Source organism: Micromonospora sp. NPDC049301 (assembly GCF_040678715.1).
Classification (GTDB): domain Bacteria; phylum Actinomycetota; class Actinomycetes; order Mycobacteriales; family Micromonosporaceae; genus Micromonospora.
This window is the reverse complement of sequence record NZ_JBFAQO010000001.1, coordinates 350,427-371,367: the sequence shown is the minus strand read 5'-3', so window position 1 is coordinate 371,367 and position 20,941 is coordinate 350,427. Positions and strand designations below refer to the sequence as shown.

The 20,941-nt window shown below is 71.5% G+C and carries 21 protein-coding genes; 7 read left to right on the top strand and 14 right to left on the bottom strand.

Annotation, left to right across the window (positions count from 1 at the left end; all coding sequences use genetic code 11):
• Window positions 1–88: 88 nt before the first annotated feature.
• On the bottom strand, window positions 89–1,018 hold the full coding sequence (locus AB0K07_RS01775) for a type IV toxin-antitoxin system AbiEi family antitoxin domain-containing protein (protein WP_363750201.1): 930 nt from the start codon (window positions 1,016–1,018) through the stop codon (window positions 89–91).
• 177 nt (window positions 1,019–1,195) lie between these two features.
• Window positions 1,196–2,485, bottom strand: a complete 1,290-nt coding sequence (locus AB0K07_RS01770) for an adenylosuccinate synthase (protein ID WP_363750199.1) — start codon at window positions 2,483–2,485, stop codon at window positions 1,196–1,198.
• A 124-nt stretch (window positions 2,486–2,609) separates the two neighbouring features.
• On the opposite strand from AB0K07_RS01770, the gene AB0K07_RS01765 reads away from it, so the two are divergent.
• Window positions 2,610–3,653 carry a diacylglycerol kinase family protein gene (locus tag AB0K07_RS01765; protein ID WP_363750198.1) on the top strand — a complete coding sequence of 348 codons (1,044 nt, stop codon included), beginning with the start codon at window positions 2,610–2,612 and terminating at the stop codon, window positions 3,651–3,653.
• Window positions 3,654–3,724: 71 nt separating this feature from the next.
• Window positions 3,725–6,148, top strand: coding sequence for a chromosome partitioning protein (locus AB0K07_RS01760; RefSeq protein ID WP_363750196.1), 2,424 nt, complete (start codon window positions 3,725–3,727; stop codon window positions 6,146–6,148).
• Between the two features lie 68 nt (window positions 6,149–6,216).
• Here AB0K07_RS01760 and AB0K07_RS01755 read toward each other — a convergent pair whose 3' ends face one another.
• The gene (locus AB0K07_RS01755) at window positions 6,217–6,645 is read right to left on the bottom strand and encodes a DUF3151 domain-containing protein (protein ID WP_363750194.1); all 429 of its coding nucleotides are present in this window, start codon (window positions 6,643–6,645) and stop codon (window positions 6,217–6,219) included.
• 249 nt (window positions 6,646–6,894) lie between these two features.
• Here AB0K07_RS01755 and AB0K07_RS01750 point away from each other — a divergent pair, with 249 nt between their 5' ends.
• Window positions 6,895–8,094: a hypothetical protein gene (locus AB0K07_RS01750; protein WP_363750192.1), complete on the top strand. Its 1,200-nt coding sequence runs from the start codon at window positions 6,895–6,897 to the stop codon at window positions 8,092–8,094.
• Between the two features lie 52 nt (window positions 8,095–8,146).
• On the opposite strand, the gene fbaA is transcribed toward AB0K07_RS01750, so the two are convergent.
• On the bottom strand, window positions 8,147–9,172 hold the full coding sequence (gene fbaA / locus AB0K07_RS01745; RefSeq protein WP_363750190.1) for a class II fructose-bisphosphate aldolase: 1,026 nt from the start codon (window positions 9,170–9,172) through the stop codon (window positions 8,147–8,149).
• Window positions 9,173–9,333: 161 nt separating this feature from the next.
• Window positions 9,334–9,717 (bottom strand): phage holin family protein, encoded by a 384-nt coding sequence (locus AB0K07_RS01740; RefSeq protein WP_363750188.1) that lies wholly within the window; start codon window positions 9,715–9,717, stop codon window positions 9,334–9,336.
• Window positions 9,718–9,840: 123 nt separating this feature from the next.
• Here AB0K07_RS01740 and AB0K07_RS01735 point away from each other — a divergent pair, with 123 nt between their 5' ends.
• Window positions 9,841–10,053 carry a hypothetical protein gene (locus AB0K07_RS01735; protein WP_363750186.1) on the top strand — a complete coding sequence of 71 codons (213 nt, stop codon included), beginning with the start codon at window positions 9,841–9,843 and terminating at the stop codon, window positions 10,051–10,053.
• 4 nt (window positions 10,054–10,057) lie between these two features.
• On the opposite strand, the gene AB0K07_RS01730 is transcribed toward AB0K07_RS01735, so the two are convergent.
• Window positions 10,058–11,122 carry an LCP family protein gene (locus AB0K07_RS01730; protein ID WP_363750184.1) on the bottom strand — a complete coding sequence of 355 codons (1,065 nt, stop codon included), beginning with the start codon at window positions 11,120–11,122 and terminating at the stop codon, window positions 10,058–10,060.
• Window positions 11,119–11,604: a SigE family RNA polymerase sigma factor gene (locus AB0K07_RS01725; RefSeq protein WP_363750183.1), complete on the bottom strand. Its 486-nt coding sequence runs from the start codon at window positions 11,602–11,604 to the stop codon at window positions 11,119–11,121. The genes AB0K07_RS01730 and AB0K07_RS01725 overlap by 4 nt, the downstream gene beginning before the upstream one ends.
• Before the next feature lie 180 nt (window positions 11,605–11,784).
• Here AB0K07_RS01725 and AB0K07_RS01720 point away from each other — a divergent pair, with 180 nt between their 5' ends.
• The 3 genes from AB0K07_RS01720 to AB0K07_RS01710 all read left to right on the top strand — a co-directional run bounded on the left by AB0K07_RS01720 (window position 11,785) and on the right by AB0K07_RS01710 (window position 15,954).
• On the top strand, window positions 11,785–13,350 hold the full coding sequence (locus AB0K07_RS01720; RefSeq protein WP_363750181.1) for an LPXTG cell wall anchor domain-containing protein: 1,566 nt from the start codon (window positions 11,785–11,787) through the stop codon (window positions 13,348–13,350).
• Between the two features lie 83 nt (window positions 13,351–13,433).
• The gene (locus tag AB0K07_RS01715) at window positions 13,434–14,990 is read left to right on the top strand and encodes an LPXTG cell wall anchor domain-containing protein (protein ID WP_363750180.1); all 1,557 of its coding nucleotides are present in this window, start codon (window positions 13,434–13,436) and stop codon (window positions 14,988–14,990) included.
• Window positions 14,991–15,132: 142 nt separating this feature from the next.
• Window positions 15,133–15,954: a DedA family protein gene (locus AB0K07_RS01710; RefSeq protein WP_363750178.1), complete on the top strand. Its 822-nt coding sequence runs from the start codon at window positions 15,133–15,135 to the stop codon at window positions 15,952–15,954.
• 170 nt (window positions 15,955–16,124) lie between these two features.
• Here the strand turns inward: AB0K07_RS01710 and AB0K07_RS01705 are convergent, their stop codons facing one another.
• The 7 genes from AB0K07_RS01705 to AB0K07_RS01675 form a co-directional block, all read right to left on the bottom strand.
• A complete protein-coding gene (locus AB0K07_RS01705) occupies window positions 16,125–16,502 on the bottom strand; it encodes a metalloregulator ArsR/SmtB family transcription factor (RefSeq protein ID WP_007454255.1) in 378 nt (125 codons plus the stop codon).
• A 57-nt stretch (window positions 16,503–16,559) separates the two neighbouring features.
• Window positions 16,560–17,099 (bottom strand): orotate phosphoribosyltransferase, encoded by a 540-nt coding sequence (gene pyrE / locus AB0K07_RS01700; protein ID WP_363750176.1) that lies wholly within the window; start codon window positions 17,097–17,099, stop codon window positions 16,560–16,562.
• A gap of 168 nt (window positions 17,100–17,267) precedes the next feature.
• Window positions 17,268–18,077 (bottom strand): SDR family oxidoreductase, encoded by an 810-nt coding sequence (locus AB0K07_RS01695; protein ID WP_363750174.1) that lies wholly within the window; start codon window positions 18,075–18,077, stop codon window positions 17,268–17,270.
• Window positions 18,078–18,086: 9 nt separating this feature from the next.
• Window positions 18,087–18,752: a hypothetical protein gene (locus tag AB0K07_RS01690; RefSeq protein WP_363750172.1), complete on the bottom strand. Its 666-nt coding sequence runs from the start codon at window positions 18,750–18,752 to the stop codon at window positions 18,087–18,089.
• Between the two features lie 72 nt (window positions 18,753–18,824).
• Window positions 18,825–19,664: a hypothetical protein gene (locus tag AB0K07_RS01685; protein ID WP_363750170.1), complete on the bottom strand. Its 840-nt coding sequence runs from the start codon at window positions 19,662–19,664 to the stop codon at window positions 18,825–18,827.
• 92 nt (window positions 19,665–19,756) lie between these two features.
• Window positions 19,757–20,377, bottom strand: coding sequence for a DUF4178 domain-containing protein (locus tag AB0K07_RS01680; protein ID WP_363750168.1), 621 nt, complete (start codon window positions 20,375–20,377; stop codon window positions 19,757–19,759).
• Between the two features lie 144 nt (window positions 20,378–20,521).
• Window positions 20,522–20,902, bottom strand: a complete 381-nt coding sequence (locus tag AB0K07_RS01675) for a hypothetical protein (RefSeq protein WP_363750166.1) — start codon at window positions 20,900–20,902, stop codon at window positions 20,522–20,524.
• Window positions 20,903–20,941 lie beyond the last annotated feature (39 nt).

Here is a 20,941-nt window from a genome sequence, read left to right as displayed (position 1 = left end):
CCAGGATCCTACTGTCCCCCACCCCCACCCCCGTTGATCATGAAGTTGTTGCCCACCGCCTCGGCGTGTCCTGGCAACAACTTCATGGTCAACGGCGTCGGGCGGCGGCCATCGCCTGGCGGACGGTCCAGGGGATGTAGTCGGGACGGAGGGTGTCCGACCAGGTGAAGCGGAGCACGGTCCAACCGGCGTTGACCAGGCGGTTCTGGCGGCGGCGGTCCGCGAAGGCCGCCTCGGGAACATCATGCGGGCCGCGACCGTCAGCCTCGGCGATCACCCTCGGGCCGCGCCAACCCAGGTCACCGATGCCGAGGAGATGGCCGTCGTCGTCGCGGACCTCTAGCTGCAACGCGTCGGGCGGCACTCTGCCATCGACGCACCGGAGCCGGGTACGGGTCTCCAGCGGCGACTGCGCCCGCCCGTCCGCCTCGCCAAGGTAGCCACGCGCCGCCACCGCACCCCGCCGGCCCCGGATGAGACGCGGAACGGAGAGCAGGTCATCTGCCGCCACGAGGCGACGGTTCAACGCCGAATCCAGCACGCTCACCGCCGAGAAACGATCAGCCCGAAGGCAGAGGTCGGCAAGGGTTCGCAGCGGCCCGGTGGCGCCGATTCCGTCCACCCGGACGAGGTGCTCGGGCGGGATGACCAACTGATGGACCACCACCTCCGGATGGGCCAGTCGAGCCGGCCGGGCGACCGGACCCGGCACCGACAGATGAATCAGCTCGGTGACCCGCATTCCGGCCAGTCCGTGCAGCTCCGCGGCCGTCGCGAGAACCGCGGCGGCCGCCGGGCCGAAGGAGGCGACCGCCGCCCTGATGAGCGCCCGCCGGGGCACGCCGTCATACAGGTCGGCGTCCACGAGATAGCTGCCCCGAGCCACGACCCGCCAGCGCCCGGACCGGCACAACCGCTGCACCTCATGCGTGCTCAAACCGGCGGCTCGCGCCTGCGGGAGCGTCACGATGCCGTCCCGCTCGACCGCAACCCGCCGCACAACGTCCAAGGCATCCACCCGGCCACCCTGACCGACCCCGAAACCCCAGACATCCCCCTGTGGACAACCCGACCGCCCCTGTGGATAACCCCTGCGACTAGCGAACGTTGATCATGAAGTTATTGCCACGACACGCCGAGGTGGCAGGCAATAACTTCATGATCAACGCGGAAAGGGCCGGGCGGGTGGGGTGGGTTAGGGGAGGAGGGGGTGGAGGAGGACGTTTTCGTCTCGGCCTGGGCCTACGCCTACGACGCTCACTCGGGTGTTGCAGAGTTCCTCTACCCGGGCGATGTAGCGGCGGGCGTTCTCCGGCAGCTCGTCAGCGGTACGCGCCTTGGTGATGTCCTCCCACCAGCCGTCGAGCTCCTCGTAGACGGGCTTGGCGTGGTGGAAGTCCGTCTGGCTCATCGGCATGTCGTCGACCCGGACGCCGTTGATCTCGTAGCCGACGCAGATCGGCACCTTGGGCAGGCCGGTGAGCACGTCCAGCTTGGTGATGACCAGGTCGGTGACGCCGTTGAGGCGGCAGGCGTACCGGGCGACGACCGCGTCGAACCACCCGCACCGGCGCTCACGCCCGGTGGTGGTGCCGTACTCCGCGCCGATCTTGCGCAGGTGATCACCGTTCGCGTCGAACAGCTCGGTCGGGAAGGGGCCCGCACCGACCCGGGTGGTGTACGCCTTGCTCACCGCGATCACCTTGTTGATCGCGGTGGGCGGGATGCCGGCGCCCACGCACGCGCCGCCGGCGGTCGGGTTGGACGAGGTCACGAAGGGGTACGTGCCGTGGTCCATGTCGAGCATGGTGGCCTGGGCGCCCTCCAGCAGCACCGTCTCGCCCCGGTCCAGGGCGTCCCAGAGCATCGCCCGGGTCTCCGCGATGTACGGCTTGAGCCGCTCCGCGTACGCCAGGTACTCCTCGACGGTCGCCTCGAGGTCGATCGCCTTGCGGTTGTAGACCTTGAACAGGATCTGGTTCTTCTCGCGGAGCGCGAGTTCCAGCTTCTTGCGCAGGATGCCCGGGTCGAGCAGGTCCTGGAGCCGGATGCCGATCCGGGCGACCTTGTCGCCGTACGCCGGGCCGATGCCCCGACCGGTGGTGCCGATCCGGGACGAGCCGAGGTAGCGCTCGATCACCCGGTCCAGCGCCCGGTGGTGCGGCATGATCAGGTGCGCGTCGCCGGAGATCCGCAACCGGGACACGTCCACGCCCCGCTCGGCCAGCCCGTCGATCTCGGTGAGCAGCACCTTCGGGTCGACCACCACGCCGTTGCCGATGACGATCATCGCGCTCGGCGAGAGCGCTCCGGAGGGCATCAGGTGCAGTGCGTACTTCTGGCCGTCCGGGGTGATCACCGTGTGGCCCGCGTTGTTGCCACCGGAGTAGCGCACGACGTAGTCGACCCGCTCACCCAGCAGGTCGGTAACCTTGCCCTTGCCCTCGTCGCCCCACTGAGCGCCGATGAGCACGATCGCTGGCATCTTTTCCGCCTCCAGAAGGCTCGGGTGCCAGGTGGCGACCGGTTGGCGAGCCCGGGGTGTCAGGTTAACAAGTAGTGACGGCGCGGCCGGCAGGGGTCGCGGCGAGAGGCAGGAGGCTCCTTCCGTGTACGACGTGGTGCTGCTCACCCTCGGTTCGGAGCGGGACGCTGCCGGGGGCTGCGGCAGCGGCGGGGCCTGCTGCGGCGGGGCGACCGAAGCCGACCCGGCGACCGTTGCCGGCGGCACGACCGGGGACGACGGTGGGGCGCACGGCGACGCGGACGGGTGCGCCTCCGAGCGGCCCCGGGTGCCGGTGCTGGCCTGCGCCGACGCCCTGACCGCCCGGGGCGCCCGCGTGCAGATGGTCACCGCCCGCTCGAACACGGAGATCGACGAGGTGTTGGCGCAGCTCGACGGTCCGCCGCGCCCCGACGGCCTCACCTGGCCCGACCCGGACGGCAAGACCAGGCTGGTCGTCGCCACGGCCAGCGACGGGCAGTTGCGCGCCGTGCTGCGCCGGCTGGTCCGGCGGTACGCGCCAGCGCCCAGCCGCCGCCCGGCGGACCTGCCCGCTGACCGAACCCTGCCCGACCTGCCGCCGGTGGCCGTACTCCCGCTCGATCCGGCGCGCGGCGGCACCCAGCGGGATTTGGCCGCGCAGCTCGGGCTGCCCCGCGACCCGGCGGCGGTGGCCGCCGCGGTGCTGGACGGCACGCCACGCCGGCTGGACCTGCTGCGCAACGACGGCGGCTCGGTGACCCTGGACGGCGCCCTGCTCGGTGCTGCCGACGACGCCGGCCGGCCGCTGCACTGGCGGGCCCGGGTCGAGGTGGACGACACCATCCTCACCGACGGTGATGAACCGCTGCTGGCGTGCGCGATCGGCAACGCCGGCGGGTACGCGACGCTCGACGACGTGACGCTGCTGGCCGCACCGGATCCGGCCGACGGCCAGGTCGAGGTCGCGGTGGCCGTGCCGGTGGTCGTCCGCTCGGCGCTGGGCAGGAAGCGGGTACGCCTGGAGGTGCGCCGGGCCCGCGGACGGGCGGTGGCTGTGCTGCCCCGCGAGGAGAAGGTGCCCTACCTGGACGACGGTGTCGAGGGCGAGCTGACCCGCAAGCGGTCCTGGTGGATCGAACCGGGCGCGTGGGCGGTCTGGTCGATCTGACCCTGGCTGCGCCGACCGGCCCTCGTCGGCCGATGCGCCTATCCTCGCAGGAGGACCGGGGAGGAACCGTAATGGACGAGAACGCCGACCGGGCGCAGGTGCCCGGCCAGCAGCCGGTGCCGGAGCGGGACATCGAACCACTCTGGCCACCGGATCCGGCCGACCGGGGCGCGGACGCCGCGGCACCGCCATGGGCGTCGATCTCCGCGCAGCGGGGTGCCCCGTCGTCGGCCGTGCCGCCGTCGACCGTGCCGCCGCCCGTGGCCGCGCCGCCGACGGGCCGTCCGCCGGTTCCCGGGCAGCCCGGGGCCGCACCGCAGACCCCGCCGTCACCGTCCGACTACCCGTCGCTCACGGGTGCCGTGCCCCCGCCCGGCGGCTGGGGCGTCACCGGCCCCGCCGCGTCCGGCTGGGCCCCGGCCCAGCCGAGTTGGCCACCACCGGCCGATCCACCGGCGGCCAACACTCCCGCCCAGACGGCCGACGACACCCGGCCCACACCGTGGGCACCCAGCCCTGGGCCGGAGGCAGCGGGCGCCGCGTCGGAGGCAGCCGGTCTCGCGGCAACGTCGGGATCAGGGCCCACGACCGGCACGGAGACTCCCGCGTCGGGAGCAGGCGCCACGACCAGCGCGGTGACCCCCGCCTCAGGAGCAGGCCCAACGACCGGGGCGGCGGCCCCCACGTCCGTAGCGGGCTCCACGGCCAACGCGGTCACCCCTGCGTCCGTAGCCGACCGCACGACCAGCGCGGAGACCTCCGCGTCCGGAGCGGGCCCCGTGGCCGGCGCGGAGTCCCGCGCGTCGGGTGCGGCACCGGGGCAGGCCGTTGATCCGGCCCCGGCCGCCGTTCCGGCACCGACGATCGCGCCGGCCGGCGTCGACCTGGACCTGCCGTTCTCGCTGGACCGCCCTGCGGCGTCCGCCGGGCCCACCCCGGCTGGGCCGGCGGCGAGCGAAGCCGCCACGGAGGACCCCACCACGACCGGGCCGGCGGCGAGCCAGGCGGGCGACACCGGTGCCGGTGACGGCACCGCCACTCGGGAGGACGGCGCCGCCGCCGCGCGGCCGGCGACCGAGTCGCCGTGGGCGTACCCGCCCCAGCGGCCGGCCGGGGCGACTGGGACGGCACACGACGAGGCGGCCACCGGAACGCCGCCGGTCCCCGCCCCGCCCATCCCACAGCCACCGCAGCCGGACGGAACGGCCGTCCCGCAGGCCGGGCCCGGTCAGACGTACCCGGGTCAGACGTACTCCGGCCAGTCGTACTCCGCGCAGTCGTACCCCCCGCCGATTCCCGGTCAGGCCGGGCCGGCACCGATCCCGCCCCCGCCCGACCCGACGCAGTTCGCCGACCCGACGAACGGCGGCCCGGCGCCGCAGCAGGGTGGCCAGGTGGCTCCCCCTCCGGGGCCGTTCCCGCCGTCGCCGGGCTGGTATCCCCCGCCCTGGCAGCAGAACGCCCCCGGCGCGCCGCCACCGCCGCCGCAGCCGTACCAGGAGGCCGCCGGGGTGACCCGGGTGCCGGCCACCGACTATCCGGACGCCACCTGGACGCCGGAGACCACCGCGGCGCCTACCGCGGAGGACTTCGCCCGGCGCCGGCAGGTGCGGCCCGCCGACCCGGTCGCCACGATGGGTGTCCGCGCGGTGGTCAACAAGATGGGGCTGCTGCGGCTCGCTCCGGGGCGGCACGAGCAGGAGCTCAAGCGGGACATCGAGATGGTGCGCCGCAACTTCGGCGGGCTGCGCCAGGTGACCGTGGTCAACCCCAAGGGCGGCGCCGGCAAGACGGTGGCCATCCTGCTGCTCGCGATGACGTTCGGCCAGAAGCGCGGCGGATACGTGCTGGCCTGGGACAACAACGAGACCCAGGGCACTCTCGGGATGCGGGCCCAGCAGGACTTCCACTCCCGCACGGTGCGGGACATGCTGCGTGACCTCGGGCAGTTCCAGGGCGCGCACGGGCGGGTCGGCGACCTGTCGCAGTACGTCCGCTCGCAGGGCGAGGGGATGTTCGACGTGCTCGCCTCGGACGAGTCGGCCACCGGCGGCGAGATGCTCACCGCGGCGGCGTTCGCCGAGATCCGCGAGGTGGTCAGCCGGTTCTACAAGTTGATCTTCGTGGACACCGGGAACAACGTCCGGGCGCAGAACTGGCAGGCCTCGATGGACGCCACCGACCAGCTGGTGGTCACCATGTCCGCCCGTAACGACTCGGCGGAGACCGCCGCCCGGATGCTCGACCACCTGGAGCAGAGCGGCCGGCAACGGTTGGTGCGGCAGGCGGTGACGGTGGTGTCGATGCCGCCGTCCCGCAAGGAGATCGACCTGCCGGCCATCCAGGAGCACTTCGCGGCCCGGACCAGGGCGGTGCTGCTGGCGCCGTACGAGCGGCTCATCGACAGTGGCGAGCCGATCCGGTACGGCGCGCTCTCCTCAGCCACCCGGGACGCCTGGCTCAAGATCGCCGCCGCGGTCGCCGAGGGGCTGTAGCGCGCCGACGACGACAGCCCGCCGACGGCCGGCCGGCGCGTGTGCCGGACCGGCCGCCGGGTCGGATGTCAGTTGCTGGCCAGCGCGTCCGCCGCCGACGGGTCACAGTCGCGGAGGAACTGGGCGCAGCGCGCCGCCTCGTCGGCCTCGCCGATCTCGTCGGCGGCCCGGGAGAGCACGTACAGGCAGCGGAGGAAGCCCCGGTTCGGCTCGTGCGACCACGGCACCGGCCCGTGACCCTTCCAGCCGCTACGGCGCAACTGGTCCAGGCCACGGTGGTAGCCGGTACGCGCGTAGGCGTACGCCGTCACCACCTGGCCCTGCGCGAACGACCGGGCAGCCAGCTCCGCCCAGGCCGCACTGTAGGTCGGGAAACGGGCAGCCACCTCGGCGTACGCCTGGTCGTCGCCCGCCTCTTCGGCGGCGGCCAGGGCTGCGTCGGCCTCGTTGTTCGCGGGAAGGAGGGTGGCCGGTGGCTCTGGCAAAAGGTTCTGCATCGCCCCATTCAACCCGCTGGACGGGGCGACACGCGAGCGGGTCGGCCGACGCGTTCGACTGAACGGCTGAGGAGTTGGTCACGCCTGCGGCCTATGCCGCCGCCAGGTGTTTTCCACTACAACTAATGGTCCGGAGCCTCCCCAGGACCCGGTTACGCAGGAGCCCGGTGGCCACGGCCGCCGGGCTCCTGTCGGTTCCGCCCCGGCCCCAGGGTTTGGCCGGTCCATGCGGAGGGGCAGGATGGCCGGGTGCCGACCCCACCTCCCGCGGACGTCATCGAGCCGCAGCTGCACACCGACGAAATCCAGACCCGGGACGAGTTCGACCAGCGGCTGGCCACCGGCCGACTGACCGGGCTGACCGTGCAGGGACTGCGCCTCGACCTTGCCCCGGTACCGGACCTGACCGCAGTCGAGGTCACCGGCACTCTCTTCGTCGGGTGCCGGTTCGCGTCCCGGGACGTCGGCGCCGACCTGGTCCGGCGCGGCGCGAACGTCGTGCCGCCGTTCTCCGGGCTGCCGTACCCGACGCAGCCGGCGCACCTCTACACCCCGGAGGACCTGGCCGCCGGGTTCGCCGAGGGCGGGTTCACCGGGATGTACGACACCCGGGTGTACGAGCACTACCGGGCGCACGGCGGCGCGCTGCCGGACGTCAAGGAGGCGCTCGGTCAGCGGTTGCACGACCACGGCGTGGACAACGCGCTGGCCGACGCCACCCGGGCCTGGCTGACCCGGCACGGGCCGCAGTCGGTGGTGGGCATCATGGGCGGGCACGCGGTGCGGCGCGGCAGCGCGGCGTACCGGATGGCGGCCGTGCTGGGTTGGGAGCTGGCCCGGGCCGACCGGCTGGTGGTGACCGGCGGCGGCCCCGGGGTGATGGAGGCCGCCAACCTCGGCGCCTACCTGGCGGACCAGCCGGCGGCGGAGTTGACGGCCGCCATCGACCTGCTGGCCACCGCGCCCGACTTCACCGACCATCAGCGGTACACGGCCGTGGCGTTGACGGTCCGGCAGCGGTACGCGGGCGTGCCCCGGCAGCGCGGCACCGACGCGGAATGGGCGCGGGCCGGTGGGCTGGCCATCCCGACCTGGCTGTACGGGCACGAGCCGGCGAACCTGTTCGCCGGGCGGATCGCCAAGTACTTCTCCAACGCGATCCGGGAGGACACGATCCTCCGGCTCGCCCGGGGCGGCATCGTCTTCGCCCCGGGACGGGCGGGCACGGTGCAGGAGGTGTTCCAGGCGGCCACCAAGACCTACTACGGGACCGACGGCGCCAGCGGCGCGTACATCTTCCTGGACCGCGCGTACTGGACCGAGGAGCTGCCGGTGGAGGCGCTGTTGCGTCCGCTGCTGGCGGCCTCCCCGTTCGGCGACCTGTCGGCGACGATCCACCTGACCGACGATGTCCACGAGGCCGTCCGCCTGCTCACCGCGCCCGCCTGACGAAACGACGACGGCCGGCTCCCCGAGGGGAACCGGCCGTCGGTGGACGTCGTTACCTGGACATCGTGGTGCCGGTGGAGCGCAGGTGCTCGCACGCCTCGACGACCCGGGCGGCCAGGCCGGCCTCGGCGGCCTTGCCCCAGGTGCGCGGGTCGTACTGCTTCTTGTTGCCGACCTCGCCGTCGATCTTCAGCACGCCGTCGTAGTTGCGGAGCATGTGGTCGGCGACGGGCCGGGTGAAGGCGTACTGGGTGTCGGTGTCGATGTTCATCTTCACCACGCCGTAGTCCAGTGCCTCGCGGATCTCGCTGAGCAGGGAGCCCGAGCCGCCGTGGAAGACCAGGCTGAGCGGCTTGTCCTTGCCGTACTTCGCGCCGACCGCCTCCTGGATCTGGTTGAGGATCTCCGGGCGGAGCTTGACGTTGCCCGGCTTGTAGACGCCGTGCACGTTGCCGAAGGTCAGCGCCGCCATGTAACGGCCCTTCTCGCCGAGGCCGAGCGCCTCGACCATGGCCAGGCCGTCCTCGACGGTGGTGTAGAGCTTGTCGTTGATGGCGTTCTCGACGCCGTCCTCCTCGCCACCGACGACGCCGACCTCGATCTCGAGGACGATCTTGCCCTTGGCGGCCTCGTCGAGGAGCTGGGAGGCGATCTGCAGGTTCTCCGCCACCGGCACGGCCGAGCCGTCCCACATGTGCGACTGGTACAGCGGCTGCTCGCCGCGCTTCACCCGCTCCTGCGAGATGCCCATCAGCGGCCGGACGAAGCCGTCCAGCTTGTCCTTCGGACAGTGGTCGGTGTGCAGCGCGATGTTGACCGGGTACTTCTTGGCCACCTCGTGCGCGTACGCGGCGAACGCGACCGCGCCGGTGACCATGTCCTTGATCGACGGGCCGGAGAGGTACTCGGCGCCACCGGTGGACACCTGGATGATGCCGTCGCTCTCCGCGTCGGCGAAGCCCTTGAGCGCCGCGTTGAGCGTCTGGGAGGAGGTCACGTTGATCGCGGGGTACGCGTACCGGCCAGCCTTGGCGCGGTCCAGCATCTCCGCGTAAGCCTCGGGGGAAGCGATGGGCATGTCGAACGCTCCTTACTTACCACTCTCGGCCGTGCTGGCCGCTGTTGTTCACGGGTGCGCCGGACCGCGCTGTCCTCCACACGGCAGTATCCCGTAGGTGAGGTGCGCCGGGACAACCGACCCGGCCCTCGTCCACCCGTCGGGCCGTGCCGGGGATCCGGTCACCGGGCGTCCAGGCGGTCCGGCACGATCACGCTGATCAGCCAGGTGACGACGGTCATCACGATGGCTCCCCAGAACGCCGCCCAGAAACCGTCCACCTGGAACGGCAGGTCGAGCCCCCGGGCGATCCGGTCGGTGAGCAGGAACAGCAGCGCGTTGACCACCAGCGCGAACAGACCCAGGGTCAGCAGGTAGAACACGCAGCCGACCACCTTGATCACCGGTTTGAGCACCGCGTTGACCACGCCGAAGATCAGCGCGACCACGATCAGCGTGAGGACGGTGTTGCCACCTGAGCGACCGTGCACGTCGACCCCGGGCACGATCAGCGTGGTCACCCACAACGCGACCGCCGTGATCGCCAGCCGGATGAGGAAGCCCACGGCCCCATCCTGGCACCGGGTCGCGCCAGCCAGGGGTGATTCGGCCGACTCGGCTTCCGCGCGCGGCACCGGCACAGCCCGTACGGTGGGTGGGAACCGTGCACCGAGCCCCCGGGAGGAACCATGGGTCAGCCCGACGAGGACTTCACCCCCGGCGACCACCTCGCTCCGGACGAACGCGACCCCGAGGCGGAGCCGGCCGACGCGGTCGAGCAGGCCGCGGTGGTCGGCCCCGCCGACGTCGACGGTGAGCCGCAACGCGGCCTGGAGGTCGACGACTGGGACGCGATGGAACAGGCCCGGGTGGTCACCGGGGACGAGGACGACTACCGCTGACGGTTCACCGGCCGGCGTCGACCAGCTTCGGGTGACGGGCCGTCCAGTCACCGAGCCGGTCCTCCCGCAGCGCGGTCAGGAACTCCGGGGCGAGCTTCGGGTCCAGGCGCAGGTACCGGTCCTGCCCTGTCGGCTCGACGACCGGCAGGCTGAGCCCGACCGGCTCGACCGATCGCAGCGCGGGGACGAGCCGCAGCAGGTCCAGCACGGCGGCCCGGTCGGGTGACACCACGAGGTCCGGGCCGACGGCGGCCAGCAGCTTGGTGAGGCGTACCGGATCGGTGAGCACGCCCTGGTCGGTGGCCTGGCGGACCAGACTGGCAGCGAAGAGCCGGGCGTTCCGGTCCCGGTCGTGGCCGCCCTCGGGCAGACCGTTGCGCTGGCGGAGCAGGTCGACCGACGCGGCGCCGCCGAGACGCTGACAGCCCGCCGGGAAGACCCGCTTCGTGTGGACGGAGAGCACCCGCTCGGGCAGACAGACCGGCACTCCGCCCACCGCGTCGGTCAGCGCGCGCACGGTGGGGTACGTCAGCACCACACCGGCGTCCACCCGGATCCCGGTCAACTCGGTCACCGTGCGCCGAGCCAGCTCGTAACCCTTGGTCATCTCCGGCCGGGTGAACCCGGCACCGAACGGGAACGCGGCGTTCAACTTGTCGTTGCCGTGGCCCGGGATCGGCACCCCCAGGTCACGCGGCAGCGAGATCAGGTACGGACGACTGTGGTCGGCCGGGATGTGCACCAACAGCATCGCGTCGGTGCGTGACACCTCCCGCCCGTCGCCGTCGAGGCCGAGCAGCAGGATGTTCAGCGCGCCCGTGGGCACCGGCCGACCGGACTCGCCGATCAGATCGGCGGCCGGCGGCGGGCCGGTGCGCTCCGGAGTCAGCAGGGGCACCCCGATCCCCAGTACGCCGAGCAGCGCCAACGCCGCACTGCCGGCCTGCCACCGGCGGCGACGACGACGCCGCCGCGTCACCAGGCGGTCGATCGCGACCCGCAGCGGGCCGGTCGGCGGGGTCATCGGTTCGTGCCGGGCGAACGCGGCACGCAGGTCGTCCTCGATCATGAGCAGGCCTCCACGTACTCGGCCCGGAGCGTGGCCAGGGCGCGGGAGATGGACGAACGTACGGTCCCGACGGCGCAGCCGAGGATGTCGGCGATCTCGGCGTCGGGCAGGTCCTCGTAGTAGCGCAGCACCAGGGTGGCCCGCTGCCGGCGCGGCAGTCGGGACAGCCAGGACCAGATCTGGTCCCGGTCCACGGCGGACTGGGCATGGTCGGCGGGTGCCGCCACCGTCTCGTCAGGTTCCCCGCGCAGCAGCACCCGGCGCATCCAGGAGCCGCGGCGCCAGTCGACGTACTGGTTGGTGAGCATCCGGCGTACGTAGCGCTCGGGTGAGTCCGCCCGAGCGACCCGTCGCCAGTTGAGCTGGACCCGGACCATCGTCTCCTGCACCAGATCCTGCGCCTGGTGCGGGTCGCCGGTGAGCATCACCGCATATCGCAGCAGCGGGGCCAGTCGCGTGTCCGCGAACTCCTCGTACGTCACTGCACCTCCCGGGGCTCCTGCCTCAGATGACGGGAGCGGGCGGACCGAACGTTGCGGTGACCCTGATCAACCTTTCGGATTGTCTTGGCAGCCGGGGGGTGGTTGGGGCGGCGCTCAACCTTAGCGATTCCTTAAGATCCGCAGGCTCCACCTGAATCCCCCCTCTGGAGGAACCCCCTCATGCTCACCCACTCCACCCGGCGCTGGCTCGCCGGACTGGGCGTAGCAGGCGCGTTCGTCGCCGCCTCCGCCAGTCCGGCCGTCGCCGCCGAAGAAGCTCCAATCGAGCTGGGCGTGTACTTCGGCGACACGACGATCGCAATCGACTCCGCAGGCAAGATGGAATACGCGACCGTCTACAGCAACGCTCCGGTCGTGCTCCGCGAGCTCACTGTCCGCTACGACTACCGCGGCCTGGAGGGCAAGGTCACCATCGCGGAGGAGGCGGACACAGCGACCGACTGCACCACTCCCGAGAAGGGCGTCCTGCTCTGCACCGATCCCTTCGAGGTCGGTGTGGACGAGTGGGGCCTCGGCGGCCTCTTCCCCGTCGTCATCGCGCCCACCGACAGCGCGAAGGACGGGGACGCGGGCACGGTCAAGGTGACGCTGAGCGCCGCAGGTTTCGACGCCGTCAGCCACGATGCCAAGATCCGAGTTGGCGAAGGTGTCGACCTCGCCGCCGGGCCTGGCGCGGAAGTGTCGGCGGCACCTGGCGGGAACTTCACCACTGCGCTCAAGGTCAGCAACGCGGGTGAGACGACCGCCACGGGCGCGAGCGTCATCTTCTACAACGACTACGGCATCCGCGCCGACAAGCACTACAGCAACTGCACCTACGTCGATGACGAACTGCGCAGCTGCCACTTCGAGGAGAACCTCGCCCCGGGTGCCACCTACAGCGCCAACCTCGCCTACAAGCTCGGGAAAGACGCGTACGCTCCGGGCTCCCAGTACGGCGAGATCATCTGGATGACTCCTGCCGAGTTCGAGGACTTCGACGCGTATCTCGACAGCGCAGGTGTCTCGGTAGGCAAGCCGGGGACGGACGGGAAGCTCGCCCTCACCGAGCTGCCCACGAAGGCCGGAGCCCGCAGCTTCCAGGCCGACACCGAGCCGGACAACAACCGATCCTTCCTTGAAGTCAAGGTGACCGGCAAGAACGGCACCGACCTCGAGGCGATCGGCGACAAGGCCTCAGGCAAGAAGGGTGACGAGGTCGACGTCACCGTTGGCTTCCGCAACAACGGACCGGCGACGCTCGACCACAGCCGCGGCGGCTCTTCGGTCACCCACATGAACGTGGAGATTCCGAAGAACACCACGGTCGTGGCGGCTCCGGAGTTCTGTGCTCCGATCAACGGCGAGGAGTGGGGCGAGCCCGGTGAGCCGGGCGGCCGGGTCTACGGCTGCTACCCGACGCCGTTCATCAAGGCGGGCGACCAAGAGACCGTTGACTTCACCCTTCGGATCGACAAGGTCGTCGCGAACGACACGGGCGCAGTCAAGATCAACCTTCCCTGCGAGTGCGACGGCGGCTTCTACGCCGATCTGAAGCCGGCCAACGACACCGCCAAGATCGTGGTCAACGCGGCCAACGGCGGCGGGGGCGGTGGCGACGGTGGCGCGCTGCCGATCACCGGTGAGTCGACCGGCCTGATCGCTGGCATCGGCGCGCTGCTGCTCGCCGCTGGCGTCGGTGGCTATCTGGTGGCCAAGCGCCGCCGTACCCGCTTCGTCGCCTGATCCACCCCGCACCACCGGTGCCCGTCACCTACGCGGTGGCGGGCCCCGCCTCATCTGCCCAACTCTTCGGGAGGAACCCGGTAATGCTCAAGCATTCCACCCGGCGCTGGCTCGCCGGACTGGGCGTGGCAGGCGCGTTCGTCGCCGCCTCCGCCAGTCCGGCCGTCGCCGCCGAAGACCCGTTCGAGGTCGTCGCCCAGGACATCCTGGTCGCCCCGGACCACTCGGGCTTCGCGTACGTCTACGCCGAGCCGACCAACTGGGAGCAGCCGCACCAGTTCGGCCACACCACGTTCGACCTCGACTTCTCCGGCATCTCCGACTTCGCCGTCCTGGAGCAGCCCGGTGAGGGCTGGGGCTGGGCGTGCGAGACCTCGGGCCAGGTCGTGCACTGCGAGACCGATTTCGCTGAGGACGACGGTCCCTGGCTCGGCATCTACGTGAGCGGCAAGCACGAGGCCAAGCCGGGTCAGAAGGGTCAGCTCAAGTTCGCGATGACCTCCGGTGGCAAGACGGTCACGACGACCTCCACCGTCACCGTCGCCGAGGCCGTCGACCTCCAGACCGTTCCGGAGGCCAGCGTCAGCGGCGCGCCGGGCAGCAAGGTGGCCATGCCGGCGACCGTCCGCAACGGCAGCGAGACGACCAGCCAGGGCGCGGTCCTGCTGATGAACGGCGACTACCTGGTCGAGTACGCCGGCAACTACTCGAACTGCCGGCCGTCCGAGTACGCGGGGGTGCTCTGCACCTTCGACGAGGACCTGGAGGCGGGCAAGAGCTACCGCCTCTCCGCCGATCTGCCCTTCCAGCTCAACAAGGACGTTCGGACGGGTGCGGACCTGCTCGCGACGAGCGTCTGGTGGACCAAGGACGACTGGGAGCTGACCAGCGTCGACTGGCCGCAGGACGGCAAGCCGGGCACCGGCGAGAAGCTGCGCCTGGTGGAGCAGCCCGCCGCGCAGTCACTGACGCGGCAGACCGACCCCGACATGATGAACAACTACACCGACATCTCGGTGAAGGTGACCGGCGACAACCCGGCTGACCTCAGCGTCAAGGGCGCCACGGCCAGCGGCAAGAAGGGCGACGTCGTCCAGGTGCGGCCGTCCGTCACGAACCTCGGCCCGGCCCTGCTCGAGTACCAGGACCGCCCGGTGTTCCGGGTCACGGTCCCGGAGGGCACCACCGCGGTGGAGGTCTCCGGCGAATGCCAGCCGTACACCACGGACGACGAGTGGGACCAGTGGAACGGCAACTGGGGTGAGCCGGGCGCCAAGGAGTACGGCTGCCAGATCACCGAGACCCCGAAGGACTTCGAGAACCCGTACGAGTTCGGTCTGCGGATCGACACGGTCGTTCCGGACGCCTCGGGAGCCGTCGCCGCACGCCTGGCCGGCGACCCGAACAGCAAGAACGACACCGCCAAGATCGTGATCAACCCGACCACCGTGGGCGGCGACAACCCCGGTGACGGTGACGGCGACAACGGCACCGGCGGCCAGGGCGGTGACGACGGTGGCGCGCTGCCGATCACCGGCCAGTCCACCGGCCTGATCGCCGGCATCGGCGCGCTGCTGCTCGCCGCTGGCGTCGGCGGCTACCTGGTGGCCAAGCGCCGCCGGACCCGCTTCGTCGCCTGATCCACCCCGCACCACCGGTGCCCCGCCGACCATCCCGGTCGGCGGGGCACCGTCGTTGCGGCCACCCTGGCCCTGGGGATTGCGCCGGCGGGTGGTGGGGGCCGGTCCGGCGCGGCACGGGACCCGGACTTCGGTACCCTTTGTGGCCGTGGACACAGCTGAGAAGACCCGCACGCTCGCGGAGAGCGTCGCCCTGAACCCGCTCGATCCCAAGGAGCTGTTGCAGACCTTCGGGCTGATCGGCGTCTGGGTGATCCTCTTCGCCGAGACCGGCCTGCTGGTGGGCTTCTTCTTCCCCGGCGACTCGCTGCTGTTCCTCGCCGGGGTCGCCGCCTCGCCCGTGGCGGACGCCATCTTCGGCGACGGCACCCGGCTCTCCCTGGTCGGCCTGCTGATCGGCGGTCCGATCTGCGCGATCGTCGGCGCCCAGCTGGGGCACTGGCTCGGCGCGCGGTACGGCCGGCGGATGTTCGAGCGGCCCAACTCCCGGCTCTTCAAGAAGGAGTACGTGGAGAAGGCGGAGTACTACTTCCAGAAGTTCGGCCCGGCGAAGGCCGTGGTGCTGGCCCGCTTCATCCCGATCGTCCGGACGTTCCTCAACCCGGTCGCCGGCGCGCTCGGCATGCCGGCCCGGCAGTTCCTGCTCTGGAACATCGTCGGCGCGGTGCTCTGGGTGGACGGCATCCTGCTGATCGGCTACCTGCTGGCAGAGCAGATCTACCAGGCCATCGGGGACAAGATCGACCACTACATCCTGCCGGTGGTGGCCCTCATCATCGTGATCTCGGTGCTGCCGATCTTCTTCGAGTTCCTGCGCGACCGGCGGGCCCGTAAGCGTGGCGAGGCGGTCGCGGTGGTCGCGGCGGCGAGCGCCGTCGGGGCGGTCGAAGCGGTCCGCGAGACGTTCGACCACGACGAGCACCCGCACGGCCGCCAGCGTCCGGAGCACGGCCAGGAGCGCTGACCCTCGGGTACGACGACGGCCGGCCCCCTGGTGAGGGGGTCGGCCGTCGGCATGTCGGACCCGGCCTCCGGCGGTGCGGCCGGGGACGAGCAGGCGTCATCGAGCGGTGGCGCCACCCCTGGCTCGCCACCGAACACCATCCCGGAGCGGGACGGTGTGCGGCGCCTGCTTCAGCGGGCCTTCTTGGTGGCCCGCTTACGCGGCGGGGTCAGCAGGTCGGCGATCGTCGCGATCGCACTCGGGACCAGCCGGTAGTACGCCCAGACACCGCGCTTCTCCCGCTCCAGCAAGCCGGCCTCGGTGAGGATACGCAGGTGGTGACTGACCGTCGGCTGAGAGAGGCCGAGCGGCGCCGTCAGGTCACAGACGCACGCCTCGCCCTCAGGGGCCGACTGGATCAGGCTGAGCAGCCGCAACCGAGCAGGATCGGCGAGGGCCTTGAGGACCCCCGCGAGACGCTCGGCATCGGCACGTTCGATCGGCTCACCGGCAAGCGGCGAGATCTGAGGCATAGTCATTTCGGCCAACGCAGTTCCCACGTATTCCATCCTTCCACCAGCAGCATCGATCCGCCTGCATATCAGCAGATCCGAATCGGCAAACTTTTACGCCACAAGGCCGAGGTCAGCCAACGTATAGGCCGCCCGGTACGGCAATCCGGCGGCTCGCACCGCGTCGCCGGCGCCTCGATCAACAATAACCGCCACGCCAACGACGTCGGCTCCGGCCTCACGAAGCGCCTCGACCGCGGTCAACACACTTCCGCCTGTTGTGGACGTATCCTCCACCGCCAAGACTCGGCGGCCGGCCACCTCCGGTCCCTCGATTCGCCGTTGCAGACCGTGGGCCTTACCCGCCTTGCGCACCACAAAAGCGTCCAGGGCCCGACCGGTCGGAGCAGCGGCGTGCAGCATCGAGAGCGCGACGGGGTCCGCGCCCAGGGTGAGCCCGCCGACGGCGTCGTACTCCCAGTCGGCGGTGAGGTCGAGCAGCACCCGGCCGACCGATGGAGCGGCCTGGTGATGGAGCGTGACGCGACGCAGATCGACGTACCAGTCCGCCTCGCGCCCCGAGGAGAGCACGACCCGTCCGTGGACCACAGCCAGGTCGGTAATGAATTTACGCAGGTCGTCGTGGTCCCCCATGGCGATAGAGGTTACTGCGCAAGTCTGAACGCCGTGTGTGGGGTCCACCCTGATCAGCCCGCTGGGGGACAGATGGCTGGCGATGTTCGACTACGCTCAGCGATCGGTCTGGTGGCGGCGAGCCAACGTCGCGGCAGTGGCGCCGGCCGATCGACGGCCCGTGGAGGCTCAGCGCTCGTCGCGGCCGATCCGACCTCGGGTGTCCCGGGCGACCGCCTGGAGCAGTCTGCGCGGCGCGTGTCGCAGGCCGGCGACGGCCACCTTGTACTTCCACGCCGGAATGCTGACCAACTTGCCTTTTCCCAGGTCACGCAAGGCTTCGTCGACCACATCCTCGGCCCGCAGCCACATCCACTCCGGGGTCTTCGACATGTTGATGCCGGCCCGCTGATGGAACTCCGTTCGGGTGTAGCCGGGGCAGAGGGCCATCACCCGGACGCCGAACGGGCGCGCCGACTGGCCGACGGACTCGCTGAAATTGGTGACCCACGCCTTGCTGGCCGAGTAGGTGGAGCCAGGCATCACCGCGCCGAATCCGGCAACCGAAGAGACATTTATCACTGCCCCATCGCGCCGTTCGGTCATCGGCCTCAGCGCAGCCAGGGTCAACCGCATGACCGCGTGCACGTTGAGCCGCAGCAGCCGCGCCTCATCTTCCGCAGAGGAGCGCAGGAACGGTTTGTTCAGACTGATGCCGGCGTTGTTGACCAGCAGGTGCACCGGACCACCGTTGGTGAGCCGCTGCTCCACCACGACGCAGCCGTCGTCCGTGGACAGATCCGCCGATATCGTCTCCACCTCGCGGCCGTGTCGGGAACCCAGCTCGGCGGCCAGCTCGGCCAACCGGTCCGCGTCGCGCGCGACCAGCACCAGGTGCCAGCCGTCGGCGGCCAGCCGACGGGTGAACGCAGCGCCGATGCCGGCGGTGGCACCGGTGATCAGAGCCCGTCGCTCGGCGGTCGCGGGGTCGAGCGTCACGGGCGGTCCTCACCTGGGCGGGTACGGGGGCGCGGTCTGCGCCGGCGGGGGCTGGTGCGGGGCGGGCGGGAACCCGGGCGGAGCGGACGGCACGGTCGGTGCCGGGGGGCGGTGCCGACCGAACCAGGCGTTCGCCGCGGGCAGGGCCAGCAGCGTAGCTACCACAAGGTAACCGAGGCCCTGTCCAACGGAAAGCCCCGCGTTGAGCGGGATCCACCACGACGGGTACGCGTCACCGATCAGGCCCAGCAACTCGGCGGTGGCCCGCTCACCGCCACCCAGACGCAGCGGCGCGGCCCGTTCGCCGATGAGCACCGCCACGCTGCAACAGCCGGCGAGCAGGCCGAGCCCGCAGACCACCCAGGTGGCCACCCGGACCCCGCCACGACCGGCCAGCAGCCCGAGGGCCAGGCCGGCGAGCAGCAGCGCGGAGAGCGCGGCCACCACCGCCGACGCCGCCGCGGACGCGCGCAGCAGGGTCACCACATCATCGATCTGCTGCGGAGTCGCCGAGGTGTCGCGGGCGGCGGAGCGGAACACGTCGACCGTGCGACCGAGCACCGCCAGGTCGACAACGGTGTACGCGAGTGCGGCGACCGCCATCACCAGCAGCACGGCCGTGGCCAGCAGGACCACGGCGGGCCGGCGGGCCGGTGCCGATTCCGGGTACGACACGACGAATCCCTCCGGTAGGCGTCGGGTTGCAACCTACTCGGAGGGATCGTCGGCGTCGTCGTTATCGAGCGGTCAACTCGTCGACGGCGGGGTCGGCCCGGGGCGGTCGGCCGGCGGACTGTCGTCCGGCCGGTCCGTGCCGGTCGGGCCCGACGAGGGCGCGGGACCGGGCGGCGGCGGGTAACCCGGCTCCGACCCCGGCGTCTGGCCCGGCGTCGACGGGTAGCCCGGCTCCCCGGTGGACGGGTAGCCCGGCTGACCGGGGGCCTGCGGGTAACCCGGCTGGCCCGGCGCCTGCGGGTAACCCGGGTAGCTGGCGCCCGGGGTCGGTGGCTCCCAGCCCGCGGTGGGCTTGCGGAAGAACTCGTTGGCCTTCGGGAGCGCCAGCAGGATCAGCGCCGCGAGCAGCGCGATCAGGCTGATCACGCCGAGCAGGATGCTGACCGGGGTGATCCAGGAGGGCAGCGCCTCGTCCAGCCGGCGCTGGATCTCCTCGCCGCTCGGCATGTCGCCGCCGGTGTCCCCGCCGGTGGTGAAGCTGCCGGCGGCCCCGCTGAGCAGGGTGCCACCCGTGCAGCAGACCATGATGCCGCCGACGATCCAGGTGGTGATCCGGGCGCCGTTGCGGCCCTGGTTGTTGAACAGGGCCAGCACGGCCAGGGCGACCGCGAGCAGCAGCAGAAGGATGCTGCTGCCGATGCCGAAGGCGAAGAAGAAGTCCGCCACCTGCTCGGCGCCGTCGGCGGAACTGCCCTCGTACGCCTCGCGGAGCACGTCACGGGTCTTGCCGATGGTGGCGAGGGTGAGGATCAGACTGATCACCTGGCACGCCAGGAACAGGAAGAGCAGGTAGCTGGAAATCGTCACGATGGATGGCCGCTGGCGGGCCGGCGTGCTCTGGGAATCGACCACGATTCTCCTTCCCTAAGATCGCGCCCACACCGTATCGACAACTGGCCACTCTGGCATGCCGTGACGACCCCGGCGCGCCCGCCGCGTGTGGCTCAGCGTTCTTCGGCGGCGGGTCGGATCGTCAACTCGGCGGGGTCGAGCAGGTCGCCACGGGCGACCCGCCAGCCCTCCTCGCCGTACGCCTCGAAGGAGAGCCGCGCGCCGCCGCCGGACTCGTAGTCGTGGTAGCGCATCGTCCCGGCCGCCGGCAGCCCGGTCTCCCCGGTGGCGGTGTAGCGCGCCTGCCCGGTCTCGGACCACGTGTAGCGCCGTCCGTCGAGGTCGATGGTCGGGGCGCCCGGGGTGACGGTCGCGCCCGGTTCGGCGGTCCAGAGCACCAACTCCAGGTCGGGGCCGTCCTCCACGGACAGCCGGTGGCTGGCGCCGGAGGCGTCGTTGAGCAGGTGCTGCACCCAGCTCCAGTCCCCCTCGACCAGGCGGATCGTGCCGCTCACGGCGTACTCCCGCTCGCGGATCCGCACGCGGTCGCCCGGGGCCAGGCGGTGCGGGCCGCCGCGCGGCGACTCCGCCATGCGGCCGCGCGCCGGCCCGCCGGTGGGCAGCGCGCCGCCGGGCCGGGTCCCCGCCCGCCGCCGGGCCCGCACGACGATCACGAGCACGGCCACCACGAGTACGGCCACAGCCGCCACCAGGTACGCCACCGACAGGTCCACCGACCACCTCCCCAGGTACGTCGGCGCAGACGGTAACAACCACCGACACCGGCGCGACTCTCGTCGTGACGGAAAGCTCAGCTACTGACGGCGGCCGGGAAGTCGCCGCGCGTGGTCATCTGCACTGTGGACAGATCGGGTGGATCAGGCTGCGGCGAGTCGACGGGTGGCGTATTCACCGAGGGTGGAGCGCCCCATCACGCAGCCGACGAAGGTGCTGAACTCGGTCGGGTCGTCCCGCAGCGACGTCCAGACCGTCCGGGCCGCCACCGGGTCGATCCGCTCCAGCAGCGTCGCCGCGTACGCCCGGCCGGCGGGTGAGCCCTCGGCCAGCACCCGGTCGAGCTGCCGGCGCACCTCCTCGGGGTGGTCGTCGAGGGCGGCCTCGACCCGCTGGTACGCCTCGGTCACCGGCAACAGCGTGCCGGCGAAGCCGACGCCACCAAAGGCGAGCGTGTCGGCCACCACCAACTCGTCGACGGCCGCGCCCAGTTCCCGTTCCCACTTCTTCCCGATCCCGAACATGCCCCCATCCTTTCCCCGCCCACCCCCACTCCACCCTGT